31 protein-coding genes are annotated in these 26464 nt (G+C 56.7%); 15 read left to right on the forward strand and 16 right to left on the reverse strand.

From position 1 onward, the window contains the following. The first annotated feature begins 3 nt into the window (after positions 1–3). The 3 genes from AB4N44_RS11755 (at position 4) to AB4N44_RS11765 (ending at position 2392) form a co-directional block, all read left to right on the forward strand. Positions 4–645: a hypothetical protein gene (locus AB4N44_RS11755; RefSeq protein ID WP_460108847.1), complete on the forward strand. Its 642-nt coding sequence runs from the start codon at positions 4–6 to the stop codon at positions 643–645. Between the two features lies 1 nt (position 646). Then, positions 647–1297, forward strand: coding sequence for an HNH endonuclease (locus tag AB4N44_RS11760; RefSeq protein ID WP_460158216.1), 651 nt, complete (start codon positions 647–649; stop codon positions 1295–1297). 120 nt (positions 1298–1417) lie between these two features. Beyond that, on the forward strand, positions 1418–2392 hold the full coding sequence (locus AB4N44_RS11765; RefSeq protein WP_460108845.1) for an HNH endonuclease: 975 nt from the start codon (positions 1418–1420) through the stop codon (positions 2390–2392). 251 nt (positions 2393–2643) lie between these two features. Here AB4N44_RS11765 and AB4N44_RS11770 read toward each other — a convergent pair whose 3' ends face one another. Further along, a complete protein-coding gene (locus AB4N44_RS11770; RefSeq protein ID WP_460108844.1) occupies positions 2644–2904 on the reverse strand; it encodes a DUF6429 family protein in 261 nt (86 codons plus the stop codon). A 265-nt stretch (positions 2905–3169) separates the two neighbouring features. Here AB4N44_RS11770 and AB4N44_RS11775 point away from each other — a divergent pair, with 265 nt between their 5' ends. Then, positions 3170–3499: a hypothetical protein gene (locus AB4N44_RS11775; protein WP_077574451.1), complete on the forward strand. Its 330-nt coding sequence runs from the start codon at positions 3170–3172 to the stop codon at positions 3497–3499. 12 nt (positions 3500–3511) lie between these two features. On the opposite strand, the gene AB4N44_RS11780 is transcribed toward AB4N44_RS11775, so the two are convergent. Together AB4N44_RS11780 and AB4N44_RS11785 are read right to left on the reverse strand one after the other, a co-directional pair. After that, the gene (locus AB4N44_RS11780) at positions 3512–3880 is read right to left on the reverse strand and encodes a PH domain-containing protein (protein WP_160041730.1); all 369 of its coding nucleotides are present in this window, start codon (positions 3878–3880) and stop codon (positions 3512–3514) included. A 45-nt stretch (positions 3881–3925) separates the two neighbouring features. Then, positions 3926–4672, reverse strand: a complete 747-nt coding sequence (locus AB4N44_RS11785; protein ID WP_160041732.1) for a hypothetical protein — start codon at positions 4670–4672, stop codon at positions 3926–3928. 26 nt (positions 4673–4698) lie between these two features. Between AB4N44_RS11785 and AB4N44_RS11790 the strand changes: the two genes are divergently transcribed. The 3 genes from AB4N44_RS11790 to AB4N44_RS11800 all read left to right on the forward strand — a co-directional run bounded on the left by AB4N44_RS11790 (position 4699) and on the right by AB4N44_RS11800 (position 8001). After that, positions 4699–5157 carry a hypothetical protein gene (locus tag AB4N44_RS11790; RefSeq protein WP_238786299.1) on the forward strand — a complete coding sequence of 153 codons (459 nt, stop codon included), beginning with the start codon at positions 4699–4701 and terminating at the stop codon, positions 5155–5157. A 115-nt stretch (positions 5158–5272) separates the two neighbouring features. Then, entirely contained in the window at positions 5273–6010 is a 738-nt protein-coding gene (locus tag AB4N44_RS11795) for a hypothetical protein (RefSeq protein WP_150750456.1), read from the forward strand. Positions 6011–6081: 71 nt separating this feature from the next. Then, the gene (locus AB4N44_RS11800; protein WP_460108842.1) at positions 6082–8001 is read left to right on the forward strand and encodes an alkaline phosphatase D family protein; all 1920 of its coding nucleotides are present in this window, start codon (positions 6082–6084) and stop codon (positions 7999–8001) included. A 122-nt stretch (positions 8002–8123) separates the two neighbouring features. Here AB4N44_RS11800 and AB4N44_RS11805 read toward each other — a convergent pair whose 3' ends face one another. After that, the gene (locus AB4N44_RS11805) at positions 8124–9296 is read right to left on the reverse strand and encodes an acetylornithine/succinylornithine family transaminase (RefSeq protein ID WP_460108841.1); all 1173 of its coding nucleotides are present in this window, start codon (positions 9294–9296) and stop codon (positions 8124–8126) included. A gap of 102 nt (positions 9297–9398) precedes the next feature. Here AB4N44_RS11805 and AB4N44_RS11810 point away from each other — a divergent pair, with 102 nt between their 5' ends. From AB4N44_RS11810 to AB4N44_RS11820, 3 genes are all read left to right on the forward strand, one after another. Further along, on the forward strand, positions 9399–10304 hold the full coding sequence (locus AB4N44_RS11810) for a LysR family transcriptional regulator (RefSeq protein WP_127929684.1): 906 nt from the start codon (positions 9399–9401) through the stop codon (positions 10302–10304). 54 nt (positions 10305–10358) lie between these two features. After that, entirely contained in the window at positions 10359–10763 is a 405-nt protein-coding gene (locus AB4N44_RS11815; RefSeq protein ID WP_460108839.1) for a GNAT family N-acetyltransferase, read from the forward strand. Positions 10764–10895: 132 nt separating this feature from the next. Further along, on the forward strand, positions 10896–11597 hold the full coding sequence (locus AB4N44_RS11820; RefSeq protein ID WP_007949995.1) for a hypothetical protein: 702 nt from the start codon (positions 10896–10898) through the stop codon (positions 11595–11597). A 289-nt stretch (positions 11598–11886) separates the two neighbouring features. Here the strand turns inward: AB4N44_RS11820 and AB4N44_RS11825 are convergent, their stop codons facing one another. The 10 genes from AB4N44_RS11825 to hmpA all read right to left on the reverse strand — a co-directional run bounded on the left by AB4N44_RS11825 (position 11887) and on the right by hmpA (position 20938). After that, positions 11887–12378, reverse strand: a complete 492-nt coding sequence (locus tag AB4N44_RS11825; RefSeq protein ID WP_007916938.1) for a RidA family protein — start codon at positions 12376–12378, stop codon at positions 11887–11889. A 199-nt stretch (positions 12379–12577) separates the two neighbouring features. Beyond that, on the reverse strand, positions 12578–12892 hold the full coding sequence (locus AB4N44_RS11830; protein WP_127929687.1) for a helix-turn-helix domain-containing protein: 315 nt from the start codon (positions 12890–12892) through the stop codon (positions 12578–12580). Next, complete coding sequence (locus AB4N44_RS11835; RefSeq protein WP_127929688.1) at positions 12889–13233, reverse strand: toxin; 345 nt, start codon at positions 13231–13233, stop codon at positions 12889–12891. The genes AB4N44_RS11830 and AB4N44_RS11835 overlap by 4 nt, the downstream gene beginning before the upstream one ends. A 116-nt stretch (positions 13234–13349) precedes the next feature. Beyond that, positions 13350–14237, reverse strand: coding sequence for a heme o synthase (gene cyoE / locus AB4N44_RS11840; RefSeq protein ID WP_053123579.1), 888 nt, complete (start codon positions 14235–14237; stop codon positions 13350–13352). 10 nt (positions 14238–14247) lie between these two features. Continuing rightward, positions 14248–14583: a cytochrome o ubiquinol oxidase subunit IV gene (gene cyoD, locus AB4N44_RS11845; RefSeq protein ID WP_127929689.1), complete on the reverse strand. Its 336-nt coding sequence runs from the start codon at positions 14581–14583 to the stop codon at positions 14248–14250. After that, positions 14583–15206, reverse strand: a complete 624-nt coding sequence (gene cyoC, locus AB4N44_RS11850) for a cytochrome o ubiquinol oxidase subunit III (RefSeq protein ID WP_003227982.1) — start codon at positions 15204–15206, stop codon at positions 14583–14585. Before cyoC ends, cyoD begins: the two co-directional genes overlap by 1 nt. A gap of 3 nt (positions 15207–15209) precedes the next feature. Continuing rightward, positions 15210–17240 carry a cytochrome o ubiquinol oxidase subunit I gene (cyoB, locus tag AB4N44_RS11855; protein WP_042560959.1) on the reverse strand — a complete coding sequence of 677 codons (2031 nt, stop codon included), beginning with the start codon at positions 17238–17240 and terminating at the stop codon, positions 15210–15212. Positions 17241–17243: 3 nt separating this feature from the next. Beyond that, on the reverse strand, positions 17244–18185 hold the full coding sequence (gene cyoA, locus AB4N44_RS11860; RefSeq protein ID WP_007916947.1) for a ubiquinol oxidase subunit II: 942 nt from the start codon (positions 18183–18185) through the stop codon (positions 17244–17246). A gap of 825 nt (positions 18186–19010) precedes the next feature. Then, positions 19011–19520 carry a disulfide bond formation protein B gene (locus tag AB4N44_RS11865; protein WP_127929690.1) on the reverse strand — a complete coding sequence of 170 codons (510 nt, stop codon included), beginning with the start codon at positions 19518–19520 and terminating at the stop codon, positions 19011–19013. 236 nt (positions 19521–19756) lie between these two features. Beyond that, complete coding sequence (hmpA, locus tag AB4N44_RS11870) at positions 19757–20938, reverse strand: NO-inducible flavohemoprotein (RefSeq protein ID WP_371042833.1); 1182 nt, start codon at positions 20936–20938, stop codon at positions 19757–19759. Positions 20939–21102: 164 nt separating this feature from the next. Here hmpA and norR point away from each other — a divergent pair, with 164 nt between their 5' ends. The 5 genes from norR to AB4N44_RS11895 all read left to right on the forward strand — a co-directional run bounded on the left by norR (position 21103) and on the right by AB4N44_RS11895 (position 25677). Beyond that, positions 21103–22662: a nitric oxide reductase transcriptional regulator NorR gene (norR, locus tag AB4N44_RS11875; protein WP_460108835.1), complete on the forward strand. Its 1560-nt coding sequence runs from the start codon at positions 21103–21105 to the stop codon at positions 22660–22662. Positions 22663–22980: 318 nt separating this feature from the next. Further along, positions 22981–23883 (forward strand): chemotaxis protein CheV, encoded by a 903-nt coding sequence (locus AB4N44_RS11880; RefSeq protein WP_007916955.1) that lies wholly within the window; start codon positions 22981–22983, stop codon positions 23881–23883. A 27-nt stretch (positions 23884–23910) separates the two neighbouring features. Continuing rightward, positions 23911–24369, forward strand: coding sequence for a GNAT family N-acetyltransferase (locus tag AB4N44_RS11885; RefSeq protein ID WP_160041748.1), 459 nt, complete (start codon positions 23911–23913; stop codon positions 24367–24369). Between the two features lie 148 nt (positions 24370–24517). Then, positions 24518–24844 carry a hypothetical protein gene (locus tag AB4N44_RS11890; protein WP_460108833.1) on the forward strand — a complete coding sequence of 109 codons (327 nt, stop codon included), beginning with the start codon at positions 24518–24520 and terminating at the stop codon, positions 24842–24844. 83 nt (positions 24845–24927) lie between these two features. After that, positions 24928–25677 carry a YkgJ family cysteine cluster protein gene (locus tag AB4N44_RS11895; RefSeq protein WP_127929695.1) on the forward strand — a complete coding sequence of 250 codons (750 nt, stop codon included), beginning with the start codon at positions 24928–24930 and terminating at the stop codon, positions 25675–25677. A 104-nt stretch (positions 25678–25781) separates the two neighbouring features. Here AB4N44_RS11895 and AB4N44_RS11900 read toward each other — a convergent pair whose 3' ends face one another. Then, entirely contained in the window at positions 25782–26021 is a 240-nt protein-coding gene (locus AB4N44_RS11900; RefSeq protein WP_034156076.1) for a hypothetical protein, read from the reverse strand. Positions 26022–26133: 112 nt separating this feature from the next. After that, positions 26134–26439, reverse strand: coding sequence for a type 1 fimbrial protein (locus AB4N44_RS11905; protein WP_150774945.1), 306 nt, complete (start codon positions 26437–26439; stop codon positions 26134–26136). Between the last annotated feature and the right edge of the window lie 25 nt (positions 26440–26464).

Consider the following 26464-nt stretch of genomic DNA (forward strand, 5'->3'; position numbering starts at 1 on the left):
TTCATGGAAAAGAATGTTGTGCTCTATATTGATGAGGAGCAAAACGCTCTAGATTCTTATGGCCGAGCACTAAGAAAAAACTTACCTCCAGAACTAGAGATCATTTGCGCACTACCTCAGCCCACGCTTCCTTTAATGCTCAAATTTATCTGCAGCATGCGCCCTCGAGTTGCGTCCATCGTTGTCGATGAGCACCTTGAGGTCGCGGGAACTGCTGACTATATAGGAAGCCAATTAGCAGATGCATATAGACAGCTTGACAGCAAAATCCCCATATACATTCTCAGCAATCATCCAGACGAAATAGATGACAACTTAGAAAGTGTTGAGTACATATTAAGCAAGGATGATTTTGCTGATGGAGGCGCAGCACTGGAAAGTGCCATCAAACGCATGGTCCGCCACATCAATGCTTACGAACAAATTGTAGATGAGCGCGAACAGCGTTTTGTACTTTTATTAAGAAAGTATGTTTTATCTGAAATTTCAATAGAAGAAGCAAAAGAGCTAAACGAGTTGAAATTCTGGCGAGAAGCTCCCGCAGCCATTGAAGAATCGACTATGACTATGGAGCTCAAAAGAAAACTAGACGAACAGGAAGACACATTAAACAACATAGAAAAACTCCTTTCGGGTAAAAAATAAAATGTTCTACCCCATACTCACTCGTCGACCTAATTACTCAAAAAAAACTGACGGCAGCTATTACGCAGATTACCACCATTACTTCACGGAAATAAAAGAAGACTGCCAAGAACGCTGTGTTTATTGTGACGCACTGCTTTCAGAGCACGGGAATGAAGGTTTTCACATCGACCACTTCAGGCCATACGTGCACTTTGCAGAATTAAAGAGCGACCCAAATAATTTAGTTTTAGCCTGTTCTAAATGCAACATATGGAAATCAAAAAACTGGCCAACAAACATGTACTTCCATGTGCATGCATCCCACGACGGCACTATTGGCTTTATTGACCCATTCCTAGAACCATTATCCAATCACTTCAAAGTAGAACAATCAGGAAAGCTTTTAACAACAGGAGCAGTCGCGAAATACATGCTCGAACTTCTACACCTTAACAGAGAATCAAGAATTCAGTTAAGACGTAAGAGAACCATTCTTCATAAAGCGATGCAACTGAATGAAGTTGTCGACCAAAAATTAAAAGAATTAGTTGAATACATGCAGACCGATGACTTTGACAGAGACACCGCACGAAACATGGTCACCTCACTACGCGAAGTGAAAGACTTGTTAACCGATGCTCTAAATATGCTTCACAAAAGAGTTTCGTAAGATTTACGTACGAACAGCGTAGGTTGCCTCAGGTCTCATAAGCCTTTTGCTGCACTACCCTATCTGCAGGAAACGCATCGCCTCCGGCCTAGTCATCAACTTCTACCTGGTATTTCATGAATGGAATCATCATCCCAGAAACGCGCCTTTCGTACCCCTGAAAGTATTCAAGCAGAGAAGAACACGCGGGGGATGCTCAAGCCTTTCTTGGAAAGCAGAGGATTCACTGACGTTACTGACGTTCGTATAGGACACTCACAGTTGCTTTCTGCTAGAAGCCCTGAGGGCAGATTCTTTAATGCACGAGTTCGATTGTGCTGGCGCTGGGAGGACCATCAAGAAAAATATTCTGCAGCGCAGCTACGCGCCCGTTTAAGCCATGGAGACTGGGATAAAACCATTGCCGAAATCGTTGATCGCGAAGCCCCGCGAGGTATTACTCACGCACTTCTGGTGCAACGCTTTGGCAGTAATATTGTATTTGCAGCGTTGATTCCCGTGTCCGCCATGACAGGGATTATCAATGAGCAGAAAAAGGTCAGCGCTGAACTCATAGCGGCAGGGAGGTTAAGGCGTCTCAAGAAAAATCATGCTGTCAATGGAGGCAGTCCCACGATGTGGCTGATGGATAGCCGATTTGAGGAGGCGCACAAAGTCGCCGATGTCCTGTGGAAGTGGGAGGGGGTGGAGGATCTCGCCAAACGACCGCATTTCAAAGATCTCATTGGAGGCATTGACGACACAGTCAGCGATCTGCCGGGACTTGATTTATCGCTCTTAGGCCGTGATGAAGCGTCACGTTTTCAAGCGACGGTGTCTAGGGTAGCTAGAGATCCGAATGTCCGAAAAGCTGTGATCAAGCGTTGCAATGGACGCTGCGAACGCCCAGGATGCGGAGCGAGTCGTCCTTATGCTGGCTTTCTCGATGTACACCACATTTTTGGTGTTGAGGTTAGTGATCGAGTTTTTAATTGCGTTGCTCTTTGCCCAAATTGCCATAGAGATGCACACTTCTCGGTGGATCGGGAAAAGTTGAATAATTCATTGTTGTTGATAGCTCAGCATTACCTTCAAGAGCTATCTGATGCACCATAGGATAGCCAGCGGGGCTAGCGTTATATCCCCCATTGTATCCCTTTACCGATAAACGCTCTGAAGACCACAGATTATATGGTGCAGTCGAGTCTCCCTCGGGCACCAAATTTAAAAAACGTCTTGCTTTGCACGGCCTTTTTTTCGCCCGCAGGAAAGTGCTCGCGAAACGCTGGCGGCACTCCAGTGCGAAAGCTGCGGTCAATATCACAAAGCTACGACTTCCTGAAACGCACCCTCGCATATCACGGATATCAGGCGTCGGAACCGGACGAAGGCTTTGCTTGCTCACCTCTTCCAAACATCCGCTCCGCTATCAGCCGCCCCCGCTCCAGCCCCTCCTCCGTCAACCAGACCGACTTGTTCCTGTTCACAGGGTTACTGATGAAACCCTGCTCATGCAATCGGTTCATGATCTCGAAGTCGAACCCTTTCCAGGCATTGCCGTCGTCGGAGCTAAGTGCCGCCAACAGGGCAAGCACGGCGTCTTCCATCAGTTTGTCGTCGTATTCCATCGTCGTCACTCCATTCGTGTTCAACAGTTAACGTCGAGTGTGTGAAGACTCACCATAATACTCGCCGACCTCCGATGGAAATGCCGCTCAAGCCCATCAAGGTTATTGATGCTTCAGCGTGACCGATCTAGCCTTTGGGCTGCACTTGTTGATCCCGCTCCGTATAATCCCGCCACTCTAAAGGCAGCCCAGCGCATCTTGCACCTAACGGTGGCTGCCTCCAGTCATCAACTCTCACACTGACGGACGTCGCTAAAGGCACCCCATGGAAACGTCACTGGAAACAGTCGCCCTTTTCTCCCTCAAGCTCGCTTACGAGGAAGAAGGCCTTAGCCCGATCCTGCGGGACGATATGGTCATGGGTGATTACCAGAAAGACATTTTCGAACTATTGGTGCGGCGCGGGGATGTCGAGACTATTCAGTTCAAGATGAACGAATGCCTGGGGCTGGCGATGGACGCCTTGGGCGGTGTCGAGAAACCGCTGGGACGTGAGTTGCACAAGTTGTCCGCGGAGTTCAGCGAGGCGCGTTCGCTGGAGCAACTGGATCAGCCGCTCCTCGCGCTCAAGGGTTATTTGAAAGACATCTTGTAATGGGCCGAGCCGTTACAGCAGATGCTTGGAAATGTACTTGGATATCTCCACCATCGACGTCTTCCCGGTGAATTCGAACTTCACTTTCTCCAGTGACGAGAAGTAAATCTCCAGCTCCGAATCCAGATCGAACGTGCCCGAGGTTTCCACGGAGTAGGCGACGATGTTCTTGTACGGCAAGGAAGTGAAATCCTTCTTGCTGCCGGTAATGCCCTGAACGTTGACCGCGATGATGCGTTTGTTGGTAAACACCACGCCATCACGCATGGCCTTGTAAGAGTCGATCACTTCCTCACCGTCCAGCAACAGCGCGCTTACGCGTTCGGCGTATTCATCGTTCTGCTTGAGTTTGAAGAAGCCTTTGTTGTTGAAGTCGATCATCTGTCTATCATCATCTTCAAGAAAACATCCCGGTATTTCTTTGCGTCAACGACGGGCTTTCAGCACGCGGATATCGGTCGGAAACCCATCCGCGCCAACAAGCTTTTTCCAACCCAGATACTGAAACTCGCCCCTCTCATCAATGTAATCGCTCTTCTCCACTGATCGGCCGCCAACGACCGCCACGCGTTTCACTTCGCCACATCCACCATCCGAAGGTCTGACGGTGTAGATCACATACGGCTTCACATATTGCGTGGCGCGGAAGTATTGGCCGCAGATTTCGTCGACGGTGATCAACATGGTTTTCAGGCGTGCTTCGCCGTCGGTGTCTTCGTGCAGTTTCAGGAAAGATATATCACCGACGTCGCTGTAGCCGAGGGCGCGGGCGCGTTGGTATTCGGGGGAGTTCTGGTGGGCGATGCGACCTTGCTCCGCAGCACCTTGCATTTTTGCGGCGAACTCGGCTTTGCCTTGGGCGATCATCGCCTCAACCTGGCCCGCTACGTTTTCGCATTGTGCAAATTCCCGGGAACCGAGGTGATTGGGCGTCAGGTTCGAGCGGTGTTCATTCATGGTTCGCAGGTTGCTTTCCAGCGCGAACATCACGTCGTAGGCGGTGGTGCGGCCGCTCTGCACGTCGGCCATTTTTTCCTGCACGCGCTGGCAGTTGCCGGCGTAGTACTTCCAGCTGTTTTCCGGGTGTTCTTGCCAGGCGGCGACTGCCGGGGTCATTGCAAAGGCGAGCGTAATCGCGCAGAGCAGGCGCAGAGAGTGGGTACTGACGAGCATAGGTAGTCCGTTACTGAGATAGAGCGATGGCGCGACGCTACTATTTTGCTATCTTGCCGTCCACTGCCAGTAACGAGGTCGCCAGCGCCTCGATGGAATCGATTTTCAGAGGGAGAAACACCTTGATGGCCGTGTTGTACTTTTTCGTCTGGGCAGCCATTTGGGCTTGGGTCGTGCAGACCCGTGGTGCCTGGAACCTGATCCTCGCCAACCTGGCGGGTGCTGCCAGCGGCTTTATCGTAGCGATGATTTTTTCGGTGGTCTGTTCAGGCTTGCTCCCGGCGCACGTGTCTCCTTCGCCGGAGAACCTGGCCAGTAGCGTGTTGCAAATAATCACCACGTTCGGCGTGCTGGCGGGTGTCTGGATGTGGCTGGTCAGACGTCCTCGGCCAGAACATCCGTTGGCTCGGCAACTTTTCGCCGGTATCTGTGCGCTGGCTGCTGGTGTGACGACGCTGGCGTTTTTTGCGCTCAATTTTCACTGAGCGCCGCTATCGCCACTGGCATTACACGCCTGTTTTGTTATCTTGCCGCCCATCGTCAGCGTTCACCTTGGGCGTGCGTTGATTTCAGGTTTGGAAGGTTTAAGGAAAGGATCAAATGGAGTTTCTGCGTTTTCTGGCGATTGTTGCGGTTTGGGGGTTCATGTGGCGCTGGGTGGTGCAGAACCGTGGCAGCTGGAATATTTTCTACGGCAACATCGTTGGCGCAGCGGGCGGCTTCATTGTGGCGATGGTGGTGCTGTCGATTACGTTGTCGTTGTTTCCTTCGTCGCATGACTACGAACCGGCGCAGGCTGATAACACGCAAGTCACCGAGCCGACCTCTCTATTGCCTGAAGCCGAGGCAGTCACACCCGCAGCCGATCTGAAGGATGCGCCGGTTTTTGCTGCCATCGAGCCGGACGACAAGCCCTCTCCCGCCGACTCCGCACTGTTGCCGAACTACGCCGGCCGGGCGCCGAAATCAATCGGGCTACAGACCGTGCTGGATCAAAGCGACTATGACGGTCGCATGGCCCTGGCAGCGCTGAATAAGAAATTGCGTGGCGACGCTCAGGCCGACAAGTCGATGATTGCGTATGTCATGTGCAGCCCGTTTGTGACCAGCACGTTGCGCTTTCCCGCCTCGGCGCGGTTTGCTGACAGCAAAGCGCTGGTCAGCCACCGCTTCAAGGATCAGGTCTACACCTTCAACAACACCGTCACCGCGCGCAACATGAACGGCGACGATGTCACCTACCGTTTCGATTGCTCCGTGCAAGAGCAGCCGCGAGTGGACGCGCTACCTGCGCAATGGCGTTTGTTGGCGCTGAAACTGCAAAAAGCCGACTCTTAAGGCTTATTTAAGGGTTCAAGGCGCCGGCTGCGCTATGATCGCCGGCCTGTGCGCCTTGAGCTTTGCCCTCGATGTCTTCGACACCCGCTAACCTGATCCCGCTGCCTCCTGTCCTGGCCGGCCCGCTGCTGCGACGGCTGGAGCCAACGCGCGTGGTCATGTGGCTGGTCGGCACGCGGCCACTGGCGCTGACATTGCGCCTGCAGGGTGTAGGAGACATTCCTCTCGACGCTGAGAAATGCACGGTCATTCCCGTAGGTCGTCAGGCGTTTGTTCATCTCATCGATGTTGCTCTCGACAGCGCCCTGCCGTGCGATACGCGGATCGACTATGACCTGCTGATCGACAATGCAGAGGGCATCGCCGACTGGGCGGCGCATCTGCTGTACGGCGATGCAACCAGTCTGAACTTCGTCCTGCGCTCGCGGATCGATCAACTGCTGCATGGCTCTTGCCGCAAACCGCATCACCCGGCGACGGATGGTTTGCTTTGCGTCGACCAATTGCTGGCGACGGAAACCGATCCGCAACAACGCCCGGCGCTGTTGATGATGAGCGGCGATCAGGTCTACGCCGACGACGTGGCCGGGCCGATGTTGCGGGCGATTCATGCCTTGATCGAACGTCTCGGCCTGTTCGACGAACACCTCGATGGTGCCGTGGTCAGCGACAGCGCCAAACTTTACGAACACCCGGCCAGTTACTACCACCGTGCGGATTTGTTACCGGCACTGGAGAGCAACGAGACATTGCGCGAGCGATTTTTCGGCGGTGCGCGTAAGCCGATTTTCACCAGCAGCAGCGCTGACAATCACTTGGTGACGTTCGCCGAAGTCATGGCGATGTATCTGCTGGTGTGGTCATCGACGGCCTGGTCGCTGATCAATCCGCAAGCGCCCTTACTGACGCCCGAACGCCTCAAGCGCTACACCCTCGAACAGACTCGCATCGATGCCTTCAAGGCTGGATTGGGCAACGTCGCCCGCGCGCTGGCGCATCTGCCGAGCCTGATGATTTTCGACGATCACGACATCACCGACGACTGGAACCTGTCTGCGCAATGGGAGGAAACGGCCTACGGCCATCCGTTCTCCAAACGCATCATCGGCAATGCGCTGATCGCCTATATGTTGTGTCAGGGCTGGGGTAATAATCCCGATGCGTTCAAGGAGGTGCTGGGGAAAACCCTGAGCCTTAGCGCCAGCGGTGATGATCAGTATCTCGACAGCCCAGTGCAGGACGATTTGATCGATGACCTGCTGCGCTTTCAGCAATGGCATTTCGTCCTGCCAACCAGCCCCGCGCTGGTGGTCATCGACACGCGCACACGGCGCTGGCGCAGTGAGATGGCGCTCAAGCAACCGTCGGGCCTGCTCGATTGGGAGGCGCTGAGCGAACTGCAACAGGAGCTGCTTGATCATCCGTCAGCGATCATCGTTTCCCCGGCGCCGATCTTCGGCGTGAAGCTGATTGAAACGGTGCAAAAGGTGTTCAGTTGGTGCGGTTATCCGCTGCTGGTCGACGCGGAAAACTGGATGGCCCATCGCGGTGCCGCGCAGGTGATCCTGAATATTTTCCGCCACTCGCGCACACCCGGTAACTACGTGGTGCTGTCCGGCGATGTGCATTATTCCTTCGTCTACGAAGTGCTTATCCGCCACCGCAAGGCCGGTCCGCGGATCTGGCAGATCACCAGCAGCGGGATCAAGAACGAGTTTCCGAAAAGCCTGCTGGAATGGTTCGACCGCCTCAACCGCTGGCTCTATTCGCCACGCTCACCGCTGAACTGGTTCACCAAACGCCGACGCATGCGCATCGTGCCGTATACGCCGGAACATGCTGAGGCAGGTGAACGCTTATGGAATTCGGCGGGGATCGGTCAGGTGTTTTTCAATGAACAGGGGCAGCCGCGCGAGATCATTCAGCACAATTCGAATGGCAAGGCGAAGACACGGATGCTGGCGCCGGATCTGGCGGATTATCCGGACTAAGGTCTACACCGAACATGTGGGAGCGAGCCTGCTCGCGAAAGCGATCGATCATCCAGCAGAGATGTCGACCGATAGTCCGCCTTCGCGAGCAGGCTCGCTCCCACAGTGCTACTTACAAGCCGTCAATGCGCTATCAGTGCTCGCCCCACACCTCTGACAATCATCTCCACCTCCCGCTCATCAATCGTCAGCGGTGGCAGCAGCCGTATCGTCTTGCCCCGCGTGACGTTGATCAACAGCCCATGATCCCGCGCGGCGATCAGGGTCAGATCACGCACCGGTTGTTTCAGCTCGATACCAATCATCAAGCCCTGACCACGAATCGCCAGCACATTGGGATTGTCCGCCAGCTCTGCGCTCAAACGAGTTAAGAGCCGTTCACCCTGAATCCGGGCGTTTTCCAGCAGGCCCTGCTCTTCGATGATATCCAGCACCGTACAACCGACCCGACACGCCAGTGGATTGCCGCCAAAGGTGCTGCCATGGCTGCCGGGGGTGAACAGATCCGCCGCCCTGCCCCGGGCCAGGCAAGCGCCGATCGGCACGCCATTGCCCAGTCCTTTTGCCAGTGTCATGACGTCCGGGACGATGCCTTCATGTTGAAAGGCGAACCAGCGCCCGGTACGGCCGATGCCGGTCTGGATTTCATCGAGCATCAGTAGCCATGCATGGCGATTACACAGCTCCCGCATGGCTTTCAGGTAACCCGGCGGCGCGAGCTGCACACCGCTTTCGCCCTGGATTGGCTCGACCAGAATCGCGACGATGCGCTCGCCGTGCTTTTGCTGCAGCTGCTCCAGCGCTGCGAGATCACCAAATGGCACTTTGATGAAATCCCCCGGCAACTCATTGAAACCCAGGCGCACTGCCGGGCCATCGCTGGCCGACAAGGTGCCGAGTGTGCGTCCGTGGAACGCGTTGGCCATGACCACCACCAGCGGTTGTTCGATGCCTTTGCGCCAGCCGTACAAACGCGCAAGTTTCAGCGCCGTTTCATTGGCTTCGGCCCCCGAATTATTGAAGAACGCCCGATCCATACCCGACAGCTCGGTCAGCCGTTTCGCCAGTTGCTGCTGCCAGTCGATGCTGTACAGATTCGACGTGTGCAGCAGCAATCCCGCCTGCTCGCTGATCGCCGAAACGATCCGCGGGTGCGAGTGGCCGACATTGGTCACCGCGACACCGGCCACCGCATCCAGATACTCGCGACCGGCCTGATCCCACAGGCGAGTGCCCAGGCCCTTGGTGAAACTCAGGGCCAGTGGTTGGTAGGTGTTCATCAGGGCGGCGGTCATGACTTCAAACTCCAGTGCAGGTCGGTGTGCTGGCAGTATGGTTAGCCACCGAAACTGGATAAACTCGGCAAAACTTCATTCATTTAAAAGCTGAGCTTGATAATGGACCTGTTCCAGTCGATGAGCGTGTACGTCAAAGTCGTCGAAACCGGGAGCATGACAGCGGCCGCGCTGCAGTGTGATATGTCGACGACCATGGTTGGCAATCACCTGCGCGCGCTGGAAAAACGGCTGGGCGTGCAACTGCTGCAACGCACCACTCGACGTCAACGGCTCACCGAATTCGGCAGCGTTTACTATCAGCGTTGTCTGGAAGTGTTGGGATTGGTCGCCGATTCCGAACGCCTCGCCGAGCAGACCCTCGATCAACCCAGGGGCATGCTGCGCCTCACCGCGCCGCTGACGTTCGGCGTCGAACGGCTGGCCCCGGCGCTCAGTGAGTTTTCCCTGCTGTACCCGCAGGTCAAACTCGATGTGGTGCTGACCAACAGCCGTCCCGATCTACTGGAAAGCGGCCTGGATGTGGCGTTTCGGCTGGGCAATTTCGATCAGTCCAACCTGATCGCCCGGCCCTTGATCGACTACACCCTGACCGCGTGCGCCTCGCCGCAATACGTCGCGCGGCGCGGCATGCCGAAAACGCCGGAAGACTTGCAGCATCACGATTGCCTGTCGTTTGCCTATCCCGCCGGTGACGACTGGCAATCGGTGGAAAAGCGTTGGCGCCTCAGCGGCCCCGACGGGGAAATCATGGTCGACGTCAGCGGGCCTATGCTGATCAACAGCTCCGCCGGGCTGCATCAGGCTGCCCGCACCGGCATGGGCATCGTGATGCTGCCGGATGCGCTGGTGGAACAAGACCTGCGTGAAGGCCGACTGGTGAAAGTGATCGCCGATTTCCAGCCACCCAGCCGACCGATGCATCTGCTGTATGCGCCGGATCGCTATCGCTTGCCGAAACTGCGTCGTTTCGTAGAGTTTGTGATGCAGCGGTGGGGGAAATCCTGACGTTACCTGCACCGGCCACCCATGAAGAATCGCTGACAAGGACCCGAACAGCAGATGAACAACACATTCAACGTACGCGATTTACTGCCCGCCGAAACGCAATCGGTGAGGCAGTTTCTCGGGCAGCATGGCTGGGCCCATCGCACCGGCTCAGCTGAACACTTCGCCCAGTTGATCGACAACTCTCAGCGCACCGCCGTCGCCATCCAGGGTGAGCGCATCATCGGCTTCGCTCGCGGGATCAGCGACGGTTTGTCCAACGGTTACCTGTCGATGGTGGTGGTCGATGACCAGCATCGACGTGAGGGGATTGGCCGCGCACTGGTCGAGCACATCATGGGCGACAACCCGGATATCACGTGGGTGCTGCGTGCCGGGCGCGAGGGCGCAGAGGCATTTTTTGCCAGCCTGGGTTTTCAGACCTCGGTGATTGCCATGGAACGGCCGCGCCTGAAATAACGCACTGCGGGAAAAACTCGACCGGCAGACCGTTGCTCCGTGACAACGCCGCCGCGCTCCCCTAAATTAGTCGGCCTGAAAAAGCCCGCGGCTTTCTCATCTCCACTCAAGTTAAAAAGTAGTGAAATTTCAATGTCCGATTTCAACACCGCTGAATCCGTAGTCACCGAATCGTCCAAAGCGGAATACGAAAACTCCATCAATCTTTCACAACACCTGCCACAAGCCAAAATCATCAGCGAGATGGTCCTGGACGCGTTCCAGTCGACCCGCGAAAGCGACCAGATCCGCGAGCTGCGCGCGGCGATCCGTCAGGCTCACGACAGCTTCGATGATGACAAGGCCTACGAGCTGATGGGCGAACTCAAGGCACTGAAAGACGCCGAAGCCGCCGACCTCGCCGCCCTTGAAGACCTCAGCAGCAAGTTCTCGATCGGCCGCATCCTGTCCAGCTTCAAGGACGATCCGGCGTTCCAGGAAATCGTTTACGGCCTCGCGCTGAAAGTGCTGAACCAGACCCACCAGGCGATCAGCAATCCGAGCGGCGGCAAGAGCAAGGCTGCGAAAAAGAAAGAAGTCGAAATCTTCACCATCAGCAAGGACGGCATCAGCGTGACCTTGCCACTGCGCACGCCACGCTCGCGCCTGAACGTTGACCGTGCAGCGCTGGAGTTCCTCGGTTTCACCTTCGTCGGTGAAGGTGAGGAAGCGGAACTGGAAAGCGAAGTCTTCGTCGACAACGCGGGTACCGAGCAAGCGGTAAACCGCAAGAACATCATCACTGCGCTACAACAGCAGACTGCGTTTGATGGGTACAGCATCGCCGCGCAGTAATAGCGCGGCCGCTGTACGAAAAAGCCCCGCACTGAGATTCAGTGCGGGGCTTTTTGTTGTCCGGCTTGGGATTTGTAAGAAGGCGAAAATCCTCGCCCCTCACCCCAGCCCTCTCCCGAGGGAGAGGGAGCCGATCGGGAGATATTCAAGAGATGCACCGAAATGAAAGTACTGCGCCGAATCCACAATCGCCTCGGTCTCTCAGGTCGATGTATAGCGCAAGACACCTCGGTCGGTCCCCTCTCCCTCTGGGAGAGGGCTAGGGTGAGGGCAAGCCGCTAAACCAACCTCAAGCCGAAGGATGCAACGCCACGATCATGTCGACTTCAATCGCCGCGTTCTTCGGCAACTGATACACGCCAACTGTGGTGCGCGTGTGCCGGCCGGCATCGCCGAGCACATGACTGAACACGTCCGAGGCACCGTTGGCCACTTCGCTCAGGTCAACGAAGTCCGGCGTCGACTTCACATACACCGTCACCCGCAGCAATGCCTTGATCTTGTCCAGCGAACCCACCGCATCGACGATCAGCGCCAGGCAACGCATCGCACTGATGCTCGCGGCGGCTTGCGCATCCTTGAGGGTCAGCTCCAGTCCGACGCGACCCGGATACTGAATCTTGCCGTTAGTGCGTGGCACCATGCCGCTGATGTACAGCTCATCATGATGACGGATCAGCGGCGCGTAATTGCCGCCGGCGGTGTTCTCACCATAAATGTCGTAGTTCAGCTCTTGGGCCAAGGCAATAAAACGCTCGTCGCAGGTCATCCTCTCAGTCATTTCGCCCAGCCTTATGATCAGTACAGCAGAACCGCAGGTTAAGACAGATGGGCAACCGCAAATGGCAAGGAGCTATCACTGTCATGGTTGGATCCAAATCTAGGGGGTTTGTTACTGCGCCGCAACCCGCAGTCACGGAAAACAAAAGCCCCACACCTCTTTCGAAGTAATGGGGCTTTAAATTTAAATGACTTTGTCGTTAAACGGCGCTCAGGCGGTCAACCATGTCAGGGAATTTTTCAACCAAACGGATCAACAAAGCAGCTTGAGCATTTGGCTTTGACTTTTCCTGCTCCCAGTTTCTCAGAGTGCTGGGACTCGCCCTGATTCGCTTGGCAAAGACGGCTTGAGACATATGTAACTTTTCTCTCAAAGCCACGATTTCTTGGGCTCCGACTTCCGGGACTGGTTTGTCCTCAAGCACTGTATTGCGCAGGGTAATTTTTCCTTCGCGTTGAGCCGCCATCTCATCAACGCCCTGCATCAACTCTGCAAACAGGTCGCGTTTTTTCATGGGGTACCTCGTGTTTTCAACTCTTTATCTATGGCTTTTTTGAGCGCCTTTTCTTGCTCGGCAGTCAGATTCTCAAGCTCATCTTTGTCGTAAATTGCAAACATCCAGAACTGACCATCATTCATAAGCCAATAATAGATGACCCGCAAGCCGCCTCGTCGGCCCTTGCCACGTCGAGCATCAGCCCAGCGTAGTTTTCTGAATCCACCCGTTCGGGGCATCACATCGCCTGCCAACGGATTGCCCTGCATATAAGCCTGCAGTTCTCGGTACTCATCGTCTGTCAGGTACTGACCAACGCTTGTGGTAAATATCGTTGTTTCAAAGAATACGGTTCGCATGTGCAAACTATAGGCAAATCGCCTACAGACAGACTATCAACAAATCCGGCTCCAGATAAACAAAAAACCCCGCACATCTCTCAATGTGCGGGGTTTTTTCTTCAAGCCTTTGAGCCTTACGGCGCGTACGTCAGCAGCAGCTCTGCGGGCACCTTGAAGTCCAGGGACATCATGACGCTCAACGCAGTGATGGTGAAGATCGAGAACACGAACAGCTTGCGTGCCCAGACCGTGTCATCCACAGCCTTATAGCCGGTCCAGGCCATGTACAACCAGTACATGCCCATGGCCGCGGCGACGGCGAGGTAGCTCATGCCGGCGTAACCGCTGAAGGTCAGCATCAAGGTCGCCACGAGGAACGCCAGGATGTAGAGCAGGATGTGCTTCTTGGCCACTTGAATCCCGCGCTTCACTGGCAGTACCGGAATCGATGCGGCCAGGTAATCGTTGAAGCGGAAGATCGCGATGGCGTAGGAATGCGGCATCTGCCACAGGCTGAACATCACCAGCAACGTCAGCGCGGCCATGTCGAAGCTGTTGGTTACGGCAACGTAACCGATCACTGGCGGCATGGCGCCCGACAGACTGCCCACCAGCGTGCCGTGAACCGACTTGCGCTTGAGGTACAGGCTGTAGAAGCCGACGTAGATAACGAAGCCGATGACCGCGAACAAAGCGGCCAACGGATTGGCCACCTTGTACAACAATGCAACGCCGAGAACACCAAGGATGGTCGCGTAGACCAGGGCCAGTTTCAGGGAGATCAAGCCCTGCACCAGCACCCGGTTCTTGGTGCGTTCCATCTTCAGGTCGATGTCGCGGTCGATGCAGTTGTTGAACACGCAACCGGAGGCGACAACCAGGGATGTACCGATCATGGCAGCCAGAAACACCGCCAGATCCACATGCCCTTTCGAGGCCAGGAAAAACCCGCCTGCCACAGAAAGCACGTTACCGAAAATGATCCCCGGTTTGGTGATTTGGATAAAGTGCTTGAGCGACATCGGGTCTACCTCACTTCGCCATCATGTACGTGTGGATGCTGAACATGATCCACAACGACAGGCCAACCAGCAGCACGATCACGATCGCCGTGAAGACGAATGCAATCACGTTGTTACGCTGAGCAATGGAACGGTCCAGGTGCAGGAAGTAATACAGGTGAACGATCACCTGGATCACTGCGAACAGCAGAACGATTGCCAGCGTGGTGGCCTTCGGCAGGCTCGGGTACATCACCAGACCGAAAGGAATCACGGTCAGGATCACCGACAGGATGAAGCCAATGGCGTACGACTTTGCGCTGCCGTGGCCAGCATCATGGCTGTCATGGGAGTGTGCATTAGCCATTACAGAGTCCCCATCAGGTAAACAACGGTGAATACGCAGATCCACACCACGTCCAGGAAGTGCCAGAACAGGCTCAGGCAGCTCAGACGGGTCTTGTTGGTCGCCGTCAGGCCGTGCTTGTTGACCTGGTACATCATGATGCCCATCCAGATCAGACCCGCCGACACGTGCAGACCGTGGGTACCGACCAGGGTGAAGAACGCGGACAGGAAGCCCGAACGGCTAGGACCGAAGCCCTCGGAGATCAGCAGGTGGAACTCGTTGATCTCCATGGCGATAAAGCCTGCGCCCAGCAGGAAGGTCATGAACAACCAGCCCAGAACCTGCTGCTTTTTACCTTTGTACAACGCCAGCATGGCGAAGCCGTAGGTGATCGAACTGAACAACAGCAGAGCGGTTTCGCCCAGCACGTATGGCAGTTCGAAGATGTCGTGGCCCGACGGGCCACCGGCGACGTTGTTTACCAGTACTGCGTACACCGCGAAGATCGACGCAAACAGAATGCAGTCGGTCATCAGGTAGAGCCAGAAACCGTATACGGTCATCTCGCCCGAGTCGTGGTGATGGTCATCGTGCCCATGGTCACCATGGGCGTGTCCAACATTGGTCACTAAATTCGACATGGTTTAAGCCTGTTCCAACGAGGTTTCAACACGGGTGGCACCGGCCGGGATTTTCCCTGCCGCGACCAGACGCTTGTGCTGCTCGGCTTCGATACGCTCGATCGTTTCAACCGGAACCATATAGCCCTGGTCGTCACGTGCAGCGTGGATCACGAAGTAAACGACGGTGCCTACCAGGCTCGCGATCGCCAGCCACCAGATGTGCCAGATCATTGCGAAACCGAAGACGGTCAACAGTGCGCCCATCACCACGCCAGTGGCGGTGTTGTTCGGCATGTGGATCGGCTCGTACTTGGCCGGACGCTGGTACGCAGTACCGTTTTCCTTGGCTTCAGTGAACGGGTCGATGCAGTCAGCCTTTGGCAGCACGGCAAAGTTGTAGAACGGCGGTGGCGACGAGGTCGACCATTCCAGGGTGTGTGCATTCCACGGGTCACCGTGATCGCAAACGTTCTCTGGCTTGTTACGGTCACGCACGCTCACATAGAGCTGGATCAGCTGGCAGGCAATACCCACAGCGATCATCACCGCACCGAACATGGCAACGTACAGGTACGGTACCCACTCAGGGTTGGTGGTGGCGTTCAGACGACGGGTCATGCCCATGAAGCCCAGTGCATAGAGCGGCATGAACGCGACGAAGAAGCCCGAGATCCAGAACCAGAACGCTGCTTTACCCCAGCCTTCGTGCAGCTTGAAGCCGAACGCTTTCGGGAAGTAGAACGCGAAACCAGCGATGTAACCGAATACCGCGCCGCCGATGATCACGTTGTGGAAGTGCGCAATCACGAACAGGCTGTTGTGCAGAACGAAGTCAGCACCCGGGATGGCCAGCAGTACGCCGGTCATGCCGCCGATGGCGAAGGTCACCATGAAGCCCAGAGTCCACAGAACCTGGCTGGTGAAACGCAGACGGCCCTGGTAGATGGTGAACAGCCAGTTGAATAGCTTCACACCCGTCGGGATGGAAATCAGCATCGTCGCCAGACCGAAGAAGGCGTTGACGCTTGCACCCGAACCCATGGTGAAGAAGTGGTGCAGCCAAACCATGAAGCCCAGGACCGAGATCGCGCCCGAGGCGTAGATCATCGAGTGGTGGCCGAACAGTTTCTTGCCGGTGAAGGCCGAGATCACTTCCGAGAAGATGCCGAATGCCGGCAGGATCAGGATGTAAACCTCAGGGTGGCCCCACGCCCAGAACAGGTTGACGTACATCATTGGATTGCCACCAAGTTCATTGGTGAAAATGTGGAAATCCATGTAACGGTCAAGGGTCAGCAGTGCCAGGGTAGCGGTCAGGATCGGGAACGAAGCCACGATCAGAACGTTTGCCCAGGTGCAGGTCCAGGTGAAGATCGGCATGTCCATCAGTTTCATGCCTGGGGTACGCATTTTCAGTACGGTCGCGAGGAAGTTAACCCCCGTCAGCGTCGTACCTAACCCGGATAGCTGTAGCGCCCAGATGTAGTAGTCCATACCCACGCCAGGGCTGTATTGCAGACCCGACAATGGTGGATAGGCAACCCAACCGGTCTTGGCGAATTCGCCGACGCCCAAGGACAGGTTGATCAGTACTACGCCGGATACCAGCAGCCAGAAGCTCAGGGAGTTCAGGAACGGGAACGCAACGTCACGCGCGCCGATCTGCAGCGGCACTGCAAGGTTCATCAGGCCGGTGAAGAATGGCATCGCCATGAAGATGATCATGATCACACCGTGAGCGGTGAAGATCTGGTCATAGTGTTCAGGTGGCAGGTAGCCAGGCGAACCCTCGGTGGCCATGGCCAACTGGGTACGCATCATGATGGCGTCGGCAAAACCGCGCAGCAGCATGACCATGGCGACGATGATGTACATCACGCCGATTTTCTTGTGGTCAACCGAGGTCAACCACTCGGTCCACAAGTAGGTCCACTTCTTGAAGTAGGTGATTGCAGCGAACAGCGCCAGACCACCGAGGGCGATCATGGCGATGGTCACCATCACGATCGGCTCGTGGAATGGGACTGCTTCCCAACTTAATTTACCAAACATCGTTTACTCCTCTGCCCCGGCAGCTGAATGCGAACTCGAGTCAATTTCCGTGGCCGCCACTTCTTTCTCTTTCTTCTCGTGCTTCAGCGGCTTGCCCGGCTTCATACCTTCGTACTTGTCGACGATGATCTGGAACTGGTTCGGCGTGACCGAGGAGTAGAGCTCGACTGGGTTGTTCTGGCTCGGTTTGGCAAGGGCCGCGTATTCAGCTTGATCAAGCTGTTTAGGTGACTTCTTGACTTCACTTACCCAGGCGTCGAAATCTTCCTGAGTGGTGGAGATAGCCTTGAATTTCATACCGGTGAAACCCGCGCCGCTGTAGTTGGCGGAAATACCGTCCATTTCAGCGTTACGGTCAGCGATCAGGTGCAGCTTGGTCTGCATGCCCGCCATCGCGTAGATCTGGCCGCCCAGACCCGGGATGAAGAACGAGTTCATCACAGCGTCAGAGGTGATCTTGAAGTTGATTGGCGTGTGCGCCGGGAACACGATCTTGTTGACCGTGGCAATGCCTTGTTCCGGGTAGATGAACAGCCACTTCCAGTCCAGCGCGACCACTTCGATGGTCACAGGCTTGACGTCGGACTGGATCGGACGATACGGGTCCAGTTCGTGGGTCGAAATGTAGGTGATGTAACCCAGGGCAATGATGATCAGGACCGGGATGGTCCAGACTGCCACTTCGATTTTGGTCGAGTGCGACCATTTCGGGGTGTAGACGGCGTTCTTGTTCGACGCGCGGTACTTCCAGGCGAACAGGAAGGTCATGACGATAACCGGCACGACGACCAACAGCATCAGCAGGGTCGCGGTGATGATCAGGTTTCGCTGTTCCAGGCCAACCTGGCCCGTTGGATTGAGCAAGGTCATGTTGCAGCCTCCCAGCAACAACGTGCCGAGCAGCGGCACTAGGCCTAGTAATCTGGGGTACCTGTTTTTACTCATCTCACGACCTCTAAAGCAGCTTGCGCAATGCAGTTGGGTTTTGATCGCCAACACTTCACCCTGCCAAGGGTTGGCATTTTCTTTGGATTGAATAAGGGCCGCCCGTCGCGCGTCAGACGCTCGACAAAACCTGGGACAGCGGTCAGTTCTTATTCGAATTCGTGGTCAAAGGCCTTGTTACAGACCAATTCCATTTGGTGCGGAAAGTTGGAAGGCACCGACACCTGGGTGTCTTGAAAGCCTTTCGACTCACTCGACACCCGACTTCCTGCTCGCCTCCTTAATAAAGGCTGAACAGTGCCGGGAATTCAGTGCGGGCGATTGTAGATAGGTAGCGCCCTATACACCATGTCTTATCCCGAAATAATTTTTATCCGTTCGAGCAACAATCCATCGCCATTTTTGCAAAAGTTCCGCATCTTATCGAAATCAATTCTCAACTAAAACACCAAAAAATGTAGGTGTACCCGCGTCAGTTCAGACAGCTCTGAAGGCTTTTTCCGAACGCTGGAACAGCGCAAAGCCCGATAACCCAAGGCTTTTAGCCATCTGCCAGCGCTTGTTAAAACTGCCTGCTCTGGCACTCGCGTGCTAAAGCCGAAAAACCCCGAATCAGACCAATCCTTTTTTGTAACAACGGCCGATTCCGCGTCACTGAGGAGCCCTGCGACACGGCGCGTGTGACAACATGTCGCACACCTGCCGCACCCTGCCTTGCCGTCCGTCACGGTGTTTTCACAAACACTCTGAAATGCAAAACGCCCCGATTGGCTGATCCGCAAATCGAGGCGTTTTCTGTATCGGCCAGACTGCCGAATAGTTGACTCAGCGCAGTGCTTTTCGGTTACGCGAGGTCAGCAGCGGCACCAGGATCACCACCAGCACGAACGCCACCAGCGCCCACTGTGCCAGCGACAGACCGAGGATCGGCGGGTACGGCGTCGAGCAGAAACCGTCGACCTGGAAGCCCAGCGGGAAGATCTTCGCCAGCGGCAGATCATCGACAATCGGCTGCAGCACATCGATGCCGCAGCTCACCGCCGGATAGAACTGGGTGTACACGTGATGCCCGGCCACACCGGCCCCGGCAATCGCACAAATCACCACCAGCACTTCGAACACGGTGATGCTGCGCTTGGTCCGCATGGCCGCGCCGATAAACGCGAACAGCGCGATCAGCAGCAACGCATAGCGCTGCAAAATGCACAGTGGGCACGGTGCTTCGCCGAGCACGATCTGCATGTACAGCGCACCGCCGATCAGTGCCAGGCAGATGATGCCCAGCAGCACCAGAAAGCGCCGCTCACGTCCCAGTCGAATCGTTTCCTCGCTCATCGCGTTTCCCTTATATGTCCATGGTTCAACCGGCTCGCGGCTGAAAGTTGTCGCAAGTTTACACCGGGGGAATAAACGATAAAGCGGTTAAGGAACCATTAACCTTGGATCATATTTCACAAATTCAGACCGCATAACGGCCTTCGCGAGCAAGCTCGCTCCCACATTGGATCTGCGTCAAACAAAGATCCTGTGGGAGCGAGCCTGCTCGCGAATGAAGGTGACTCGGTTCTGGATTATTCCAAAGCCGAAGCCGGCCCGAAGAACTCATAACGGCTCTGCTTTTCCGGCACACCCAACGCTTTCAAATGCCGTTTGATCGCGCCCATGAAACCCTTCGGCCCAAGGAAGTAAGCATCGACATCACGCTGCTGCGGCAACCATTCGCCAAGCAGTGCCTGATCGAGCATCCCGACCTTGTCCGCCGCCGGACTGACACCGTCATCTTCGGCGTAGCAGTAAAACCGCTTGAGTTGCGGATGACGCTCAGCCAGATCATCAATCCAGTCACGGAACGCATGCACGCTGCCATTACGCGCGCAGTGAATAAAGTGCACCGGACGCTCGGTTTCCAGCGCCGCTTCAAGCATCGCCAGAGTCGGCGTGATGCCGACACCACCGCTGATCAGCACCAGTGGCTTATCGCTTGCAGTCAAGGTGAACTCCCCCGATGGCGGAAACAGTTGAATGCTCGCGCCGACCTGCAGTTGATCGTGCAAGTGGTTGGACGCCCGGCCACCCGGTTCGCGTTTGACGCTGATGCGGTACTGACCGTTATTCGCCAGGGCCGACAACGAGTAATTGCGGCGGATTTCTTCACCGTCGAGGATCAGCTTCATGCCGATGTACTGGCCCGGTTCGGCGGCCAGAATCGGGCCTTTGTCTGCCGGCTCGAAGTAGAACGAAATGATTTCCGCGCTCTCCTCGACCTTGGCCGCGACGATGAACTCCCGCGCACCGCGCCAGCCGCCGACGGCTTGTTCTTTCTGGTCGTAGATCGCGGTTTCGGCGCCTATCAGAATGTCCGCCAATTGGCCGTAGGCCGCACCCCAGGCGCTCATCACTTCCGGGGTGGCGATCTCTTCGCCGAGCACTTCGGAAATCGCCCGCAGCAGGCAGGCACCGACAATCGGGTAATGTTCCGGGAGGATCTGCAGGGCGACGTGCTTGTTGATGATTTTCGCCACCAGATCGCCCAACTGGTCGAGCTGATCGATGTGCCGCGCATACATCAATACGCCGTTAGCCAAGGCCCGTGGCTGGTCACCGCTGGCCTGGTGCGCCTGGTTGAACAGCGGGCGAACTTCCGGGTATTCAGAGAGCATCATGCGGTAGAAGTGAGTGATCAGCGCTTCACCGCCGCTTTCCAGCAGAGGCACGGTGGATTTGACGATGGCACGATCCTGGACGCTAAGCATAAGCATGACTCCTGAGCTTTCTTGAAAAGTTACCTTAGGATTATCAGGTTCCGTGCCAACTTATTTATCCATAAAAATCAATAGTTTGAGAATATCGTAGTCATAAAGACTCAAAGAGCTTTATAGTCATCCAGACTACATCTTGTCTCTTTGACTACAAGACCATGACCGCCAAATCCCTGCTCACCGCCCTGCTCCCTCTCGTCTCCGACCTGTCCCGCGAATTGCCCGAGGGCGAGCGTTATCGACGTTTGCTCGAAGCCATGCGCGCCCTGCTGCCCTGCGATGCGGCGGCGTTATTGCGCCTCGACGGCGAATCGCTGGTGCCGCTGGCGGTGGACGGTTTAAGCGCCGACACCCTCGGCCGGCGCTTCAAGGTCAGCGAACACCCGCGCTTCGAAATACTCCTCAGCGGCGCCGGACCCACGCGGTTCGCCGCCGACAGCGACTTGCCTGATCCTTATGACGGTTTGGTCGACGGCCTCGACGAGCATCTGGAAGTTCACGATTGCCTCGGCTGTCCTTTATTCGTCGATGAAAAGCTCTGGGGCTTGATCACCCTCGACGCCCTCGATCCCGAGCGTTTCGAGCCGATCGAACTCGATGCCTTGCAAGCTTTCGCCAGCCTCGCCTCGGCCACGGTCAACGCCGCCGAACGCATTCAACGCCTGGCCAATCGCGCAGAAGATGAACATCAGCGCGCCGAGGTCTATCGTCAGGCCAGCGGCCAGCAGAACCGCGAAATGATCGGCCAGAGCAAGACGCTGAAGAAGTTAGTAGAAGAAATCAATCTGGTCGGCGGCAGCGATCTGACCGTGTTGATCACCGGCGAAACCGGGGTCGGCAAAGAACTGGTCGCCCAAGCGATCCACGCCGCGTCACCGCGCGCCGACAAACCGATCATCAGCCTCAACTGCGCCGCACTGCCGGATACGCTGGTCGAAAGCGAACTGTTCGGCCACGTGCGCGGCGCCTTCACCGGTGCCACCAGCGACCGTCGCGGCAAGTTCGAACTGGCCAATGGCGGCACGCTGTTTCTCGATGAGGTCGGCGAGTTGTCGCTGACCGTGCAGGCGAAATTGCTGCGTGTTTTGCAGAGCGGCCAGTTACAACGTTTGGGCTCGGACAAGGAGCATCAGGTCGATGTGCGCCTGATTGCCGCGACCAATCGCGACCTGGCCGAAGAAGTGCGCAGCGGTCGCTATCGTGCCGACTTCTATCATCGCCTCAGCGTCTACCCGCTGCGCGTGCCGGCGCTGCGTGATCGCGGCCGCGACGTGTTGTTGCTCAGCGGTTTTTTCCTCGAACAGAACCGCTCGCGCATCGGCCTCAACAGCCTGCGCCTGAACAGCGACGCCCAGGAAGCGCTGCTCGCCTACACTTGGCCGGGCAACGTGCGCGAGCTTGAGCACTTGATCGGCCGCAGTGCGTTGAAGGCGTTAGGCAATTGCAAGGTGCGGCCGAAGATTCTCAGTTTGAGCGCGGCGGATCTGGATTTACCGCGCGAGGTTGTGGATAACTCGGTTGAGGCTGTTGCCGGTGTCGTGGCTGAGATGCCATTGATCAGTGGGGATTTGCGCAGTGCGACCGAGCAGTATCAGCGGCGTTTGATCAGTGCTGCGCTGGAGCGTAATCAGGATAACTGGGCGAGTGCGGCGCGGGAGTTGGGGCTGGATCGGGCGAATCTTGGGCGCATGGCCAAACGACTAGGCATGAAGAGCTAAAAGCACACCCTCACCCTAGCCCTCTCCCAGAGGGAGAGGGGACTGACCGAGGTGTTTTGCGTAATACGCCGACCTGAAACATCGAGGCGATTATGGACTCGGCAGAGCAGGTTCAGGTCGGTGAATTACTACAATATTCCCCAATCGGCCCCCTCTCCCTCGGGGAGAGGGCTGGGGTGAGGGGCTTTGGCTTTGGCTTTTGATCTGCACGCCACCCGACAACTAACCTAAAGCCCAACCTTTTGACGCCGATAACCCGGCATCAATAGTTTCTGGCGATTTCCACCCTCGCCCACCACCTTTCCACAGAAGGTTCATATGTCCTCCACCAAAGCCCGCGCAGACTCACTTTCGCTTCTGCTGTTTACCTTGCGCAGCGGCAAGCTGATGGCGATCAACCTGCTGAAAGTCAGTGAAATCATTCCCTGCCCGCCGCTGACCAAACTGCCGGAGTCGCACCCGCACGTGAAAGGCATCGCCACGTTGCGCGGCGCCTCGCTGTCGGTCATCGATCTCAGCCGTGCCATCGGCGAGCGCCCGCTGGAAGACCCGAACGGCGGCTGCCTGATCGTCACCGACGTCAGCCGCTCGAAGCAGGGCCTGCACGTGCAGGCGGTGAGCAAAATCGTTCACTGCCTGACCACCGACATCAAACCACCGCCGTTCGGCTCCGGCGGCTCGCGCGCCTACATCACTGGCGTAACCTCGGTGGACGGCACGCTGGTGCAGGTGCTGGACATCGAAAAGGTTATCCACAGCATCGCTCCGGCACAGATCGAAATGGCCCCGACCGACCTGAGCATGGAAGACGCTGATGTGCTCGGCAACGCACGCATTCTGGTGGTCGACGACAGCCAGGTGGCGCTGCAGCAATCGGTGCACACCCTGCGCAACCTCGGCCTGCAATGCCACACCGCACGCAGCGCCAAGGAAGCCATCGACTGCCTGCTCGACCTGCAAGGCACGGCGCAGCAGATCAACCTGATCGTTTCCGACATCGAGATGTCCGAGATGGACGGGTACGCCTTCACCCGCACCCTGCGTGAAACGCCGGACTTCGCCCATCTGTACGTGCTGCTGCACACCTCGCTCGACAGCGCGATGAACAGCGAAAAAGCGCGGCTGGCCGGGGCGAACGGCGTGCTGACCAAGTTCTCCTCGCCGGAACTGACCCACTGCCTGATCGAAGCGGCCAAACACGTCGCCGCCCACGGGCACTGAGTCTTGGCCGAGACGTATTGTTTTTTGATGCGGCGCGACCTCGGTAAGGACGCGCCGGATGCACCTTGGCCACAAGACATTGAACTGTGCACGTACTCCGTCGAACTGGCGGCGGACGTGCATCATTTGATGCAACTCGGTTATCGCGAAGGCGGCGGCCGGGTGCCAGCGCTGGACGCCTGGCAGCAGCAGTTCGAAACCGATCCTGAATATGATCCGACGCTGTGTTTCATTGCCCGCGATGGCGAAGCTGTCGTCGGCGTGGCGCAATGCTGGACCAGCGCCTATATCAAGAATCTGGTGGTGCATCCGCGCATGCAGGGTCGCGGACTGGGTCGGGCGTTGCTGTTCAATGCATTCAAGGTGTTTCAGCAACGGCGCGAAGGGTTTGTTGATCTGAAGGTGCTGGAAGACAACCGGCGGGCGCAGCGCTTGTATGAAAGTGCCGGGATGTATGTGGTCCGCCGCGAGCTGGTGCCGGACTGATCGACCGTCTTCGCGAGCAGGCTCGCTCCCACCCTGGAATGCATTTCAAACTGTGGGAGCGAGCCTGCTCGCGAAAGGGCCGGCACAGGCAACTTCTAACACTCAGGCAGACTCCAACCTTGGCCACCCACGACCAAGGATGCCCCCCATGAAAGCCATCACCTTAAGCCTGCTCTGCCTCACCGCCCTCACCTCCCAGGCCCACGCCTCCAGCCCCGACGCCTGGGCCGCTTACGACAAAACAGTACTCGCCAGTTGCACCAAAGCCAGTGGCCTGAAAAACGCCAAACCCGTCGGCACCCCCGCACAATTCGATGACCGCGTCGGCTACACCGCCGTTCTGCTGCAAGGCCAGTACCCACAAAAACACATGAAAGGCCAGCAAGGCACCGAACTGTGTCTGTACAACAAACAGTCGAAAACCGCCTTCGTCACCGAGTGGGACTCGATCCGTCCGAGCGCCAAATCCCAGTGAGTGGCGCATAACTTGCTTCGATCCGCGTCTGTGCGGTGGTTTTCCGCCACCGTTTCACACCCTGATTGAAGACAGATCGCTCAATGAATACGACGTTTTCCTGCGTAGGCTGCGGCAAATGCTGCACCGATCACCATGTCCCGCTGACCCTGGCCGAAGCCCGCATGTGGGCGGCGGATGGCGGTCAGGTGATCGTGCTGGTCGAGGCCTTTCTTGGTAATGGCCTGGGTTTGCCGGCGCAGCAGCGGGAACATGCCGAACGACGTTCGGTGGTCGTTCGCAGCGGCGCGACAGACGCCCATGTGGCGATCACCTTTGCCGCGTACAACGTCGGCCCCTGCCGGAATCTTGACGAAGACAAGCTGTGCCGGATCTACGAGCGGCGGCCGCTGGTATGTCGCATTTATCCGGCGGAAATCAACCCGCATATCCCGCTCAATCCTGCGGCCAAGGACTGCCCGCCGGAGTCCTGGGAACAGGGGCCGGTGTTGATTGCCGGCGGTGAGTTGGTGGATCAGGAACTGGTGGAATTGATTCAACGCTCGCGCCAGGCGGATCGGGATGACATCGGCATCAAGGATGCGATTTGCGCGATGCTCGGGATTCGTACCACAGCGCTGAAGGGTGACGGGTTTACCGCGTATTTGCCGAATATGAGCGCGTTTGCAGCAGTGATTGATCAGGTCACTGCGCAACCGCTGACGACGGCACCGAGTGAGTGGGTGTTTCATGTGTCCGGGGATGATGTGGCCGGGCAAGTGTTGGCCGCTGGGGCACAGGTGGTGACTGAACCGGCGCAGACGTATGCGTTTATTTCGCTGCGGGCGGCTTGATCCAGATTCTTTAGCGTCCGCCCGGGCCTCATCGCTGGCAAGCCAGCGAAAGGTCCGGCACAGGCAGTATCAATCGCCGCGTTGAGCGCAGGCGGGATTAAAACTCAGCGTTTGCCCATCGAACGACGGGTGCCCGGCGGCGCCATGCCCGGGGTCTTGGTGTGGCCGTTCTTGGCGCCGTTCTTGTACCACGGCTGGTTCGAGCCTTTGGCAGAGGCCAGCTCGCCCGGCTTGAACGGAAATTTGAACGCCGGGATTTCGGCTTTGGTATCGCTGGTTTCGGCCAGTTCAGCCGGGACATCGCTCACAGCGTCGTCAACCGGCGGCAGGGTCGGGGAAGTCATAAAAGCTCCGGAAAGCAAAAAGTCGGGCCCGATCAGTGAGCCGCGAAGGCGCGCAGTATACCTGTGCGCCTTGACTCGGCACCTGAAGATTTTGCAGCGCACGCCGAACGGTTTACAGGTAAGTGATGGTAACGATGCCTTTGTCGGTCGAGGTCTTCAGCGCTTCGTAGCGCATGGAAATCGGCAGCGACTGATGACTGCAAGCGTTGCGATCGGTGTCGACATCGACTTTCACGCCGGGCTTGATTTCGATCTGGCGAGACTCACGAGACGCAAACGCCCCGACCGGTCCGACCTGACAGCCCGAATCAACGATTTGCCCGGTAAAGCGGATCTCGCCGGATTGACTGGCCGGCGCTGCAAACGTAGTGAGTGGAAGCAAGAGGAGTACAGATGGCAGAGCGGTTTTCAGCTTCATTTCAAGACACTCCCGAAGTGGACGG

The sequence above is a fragment of the Pseudomonas sp. S3_C06 genome (assembly GCF_054667675.1).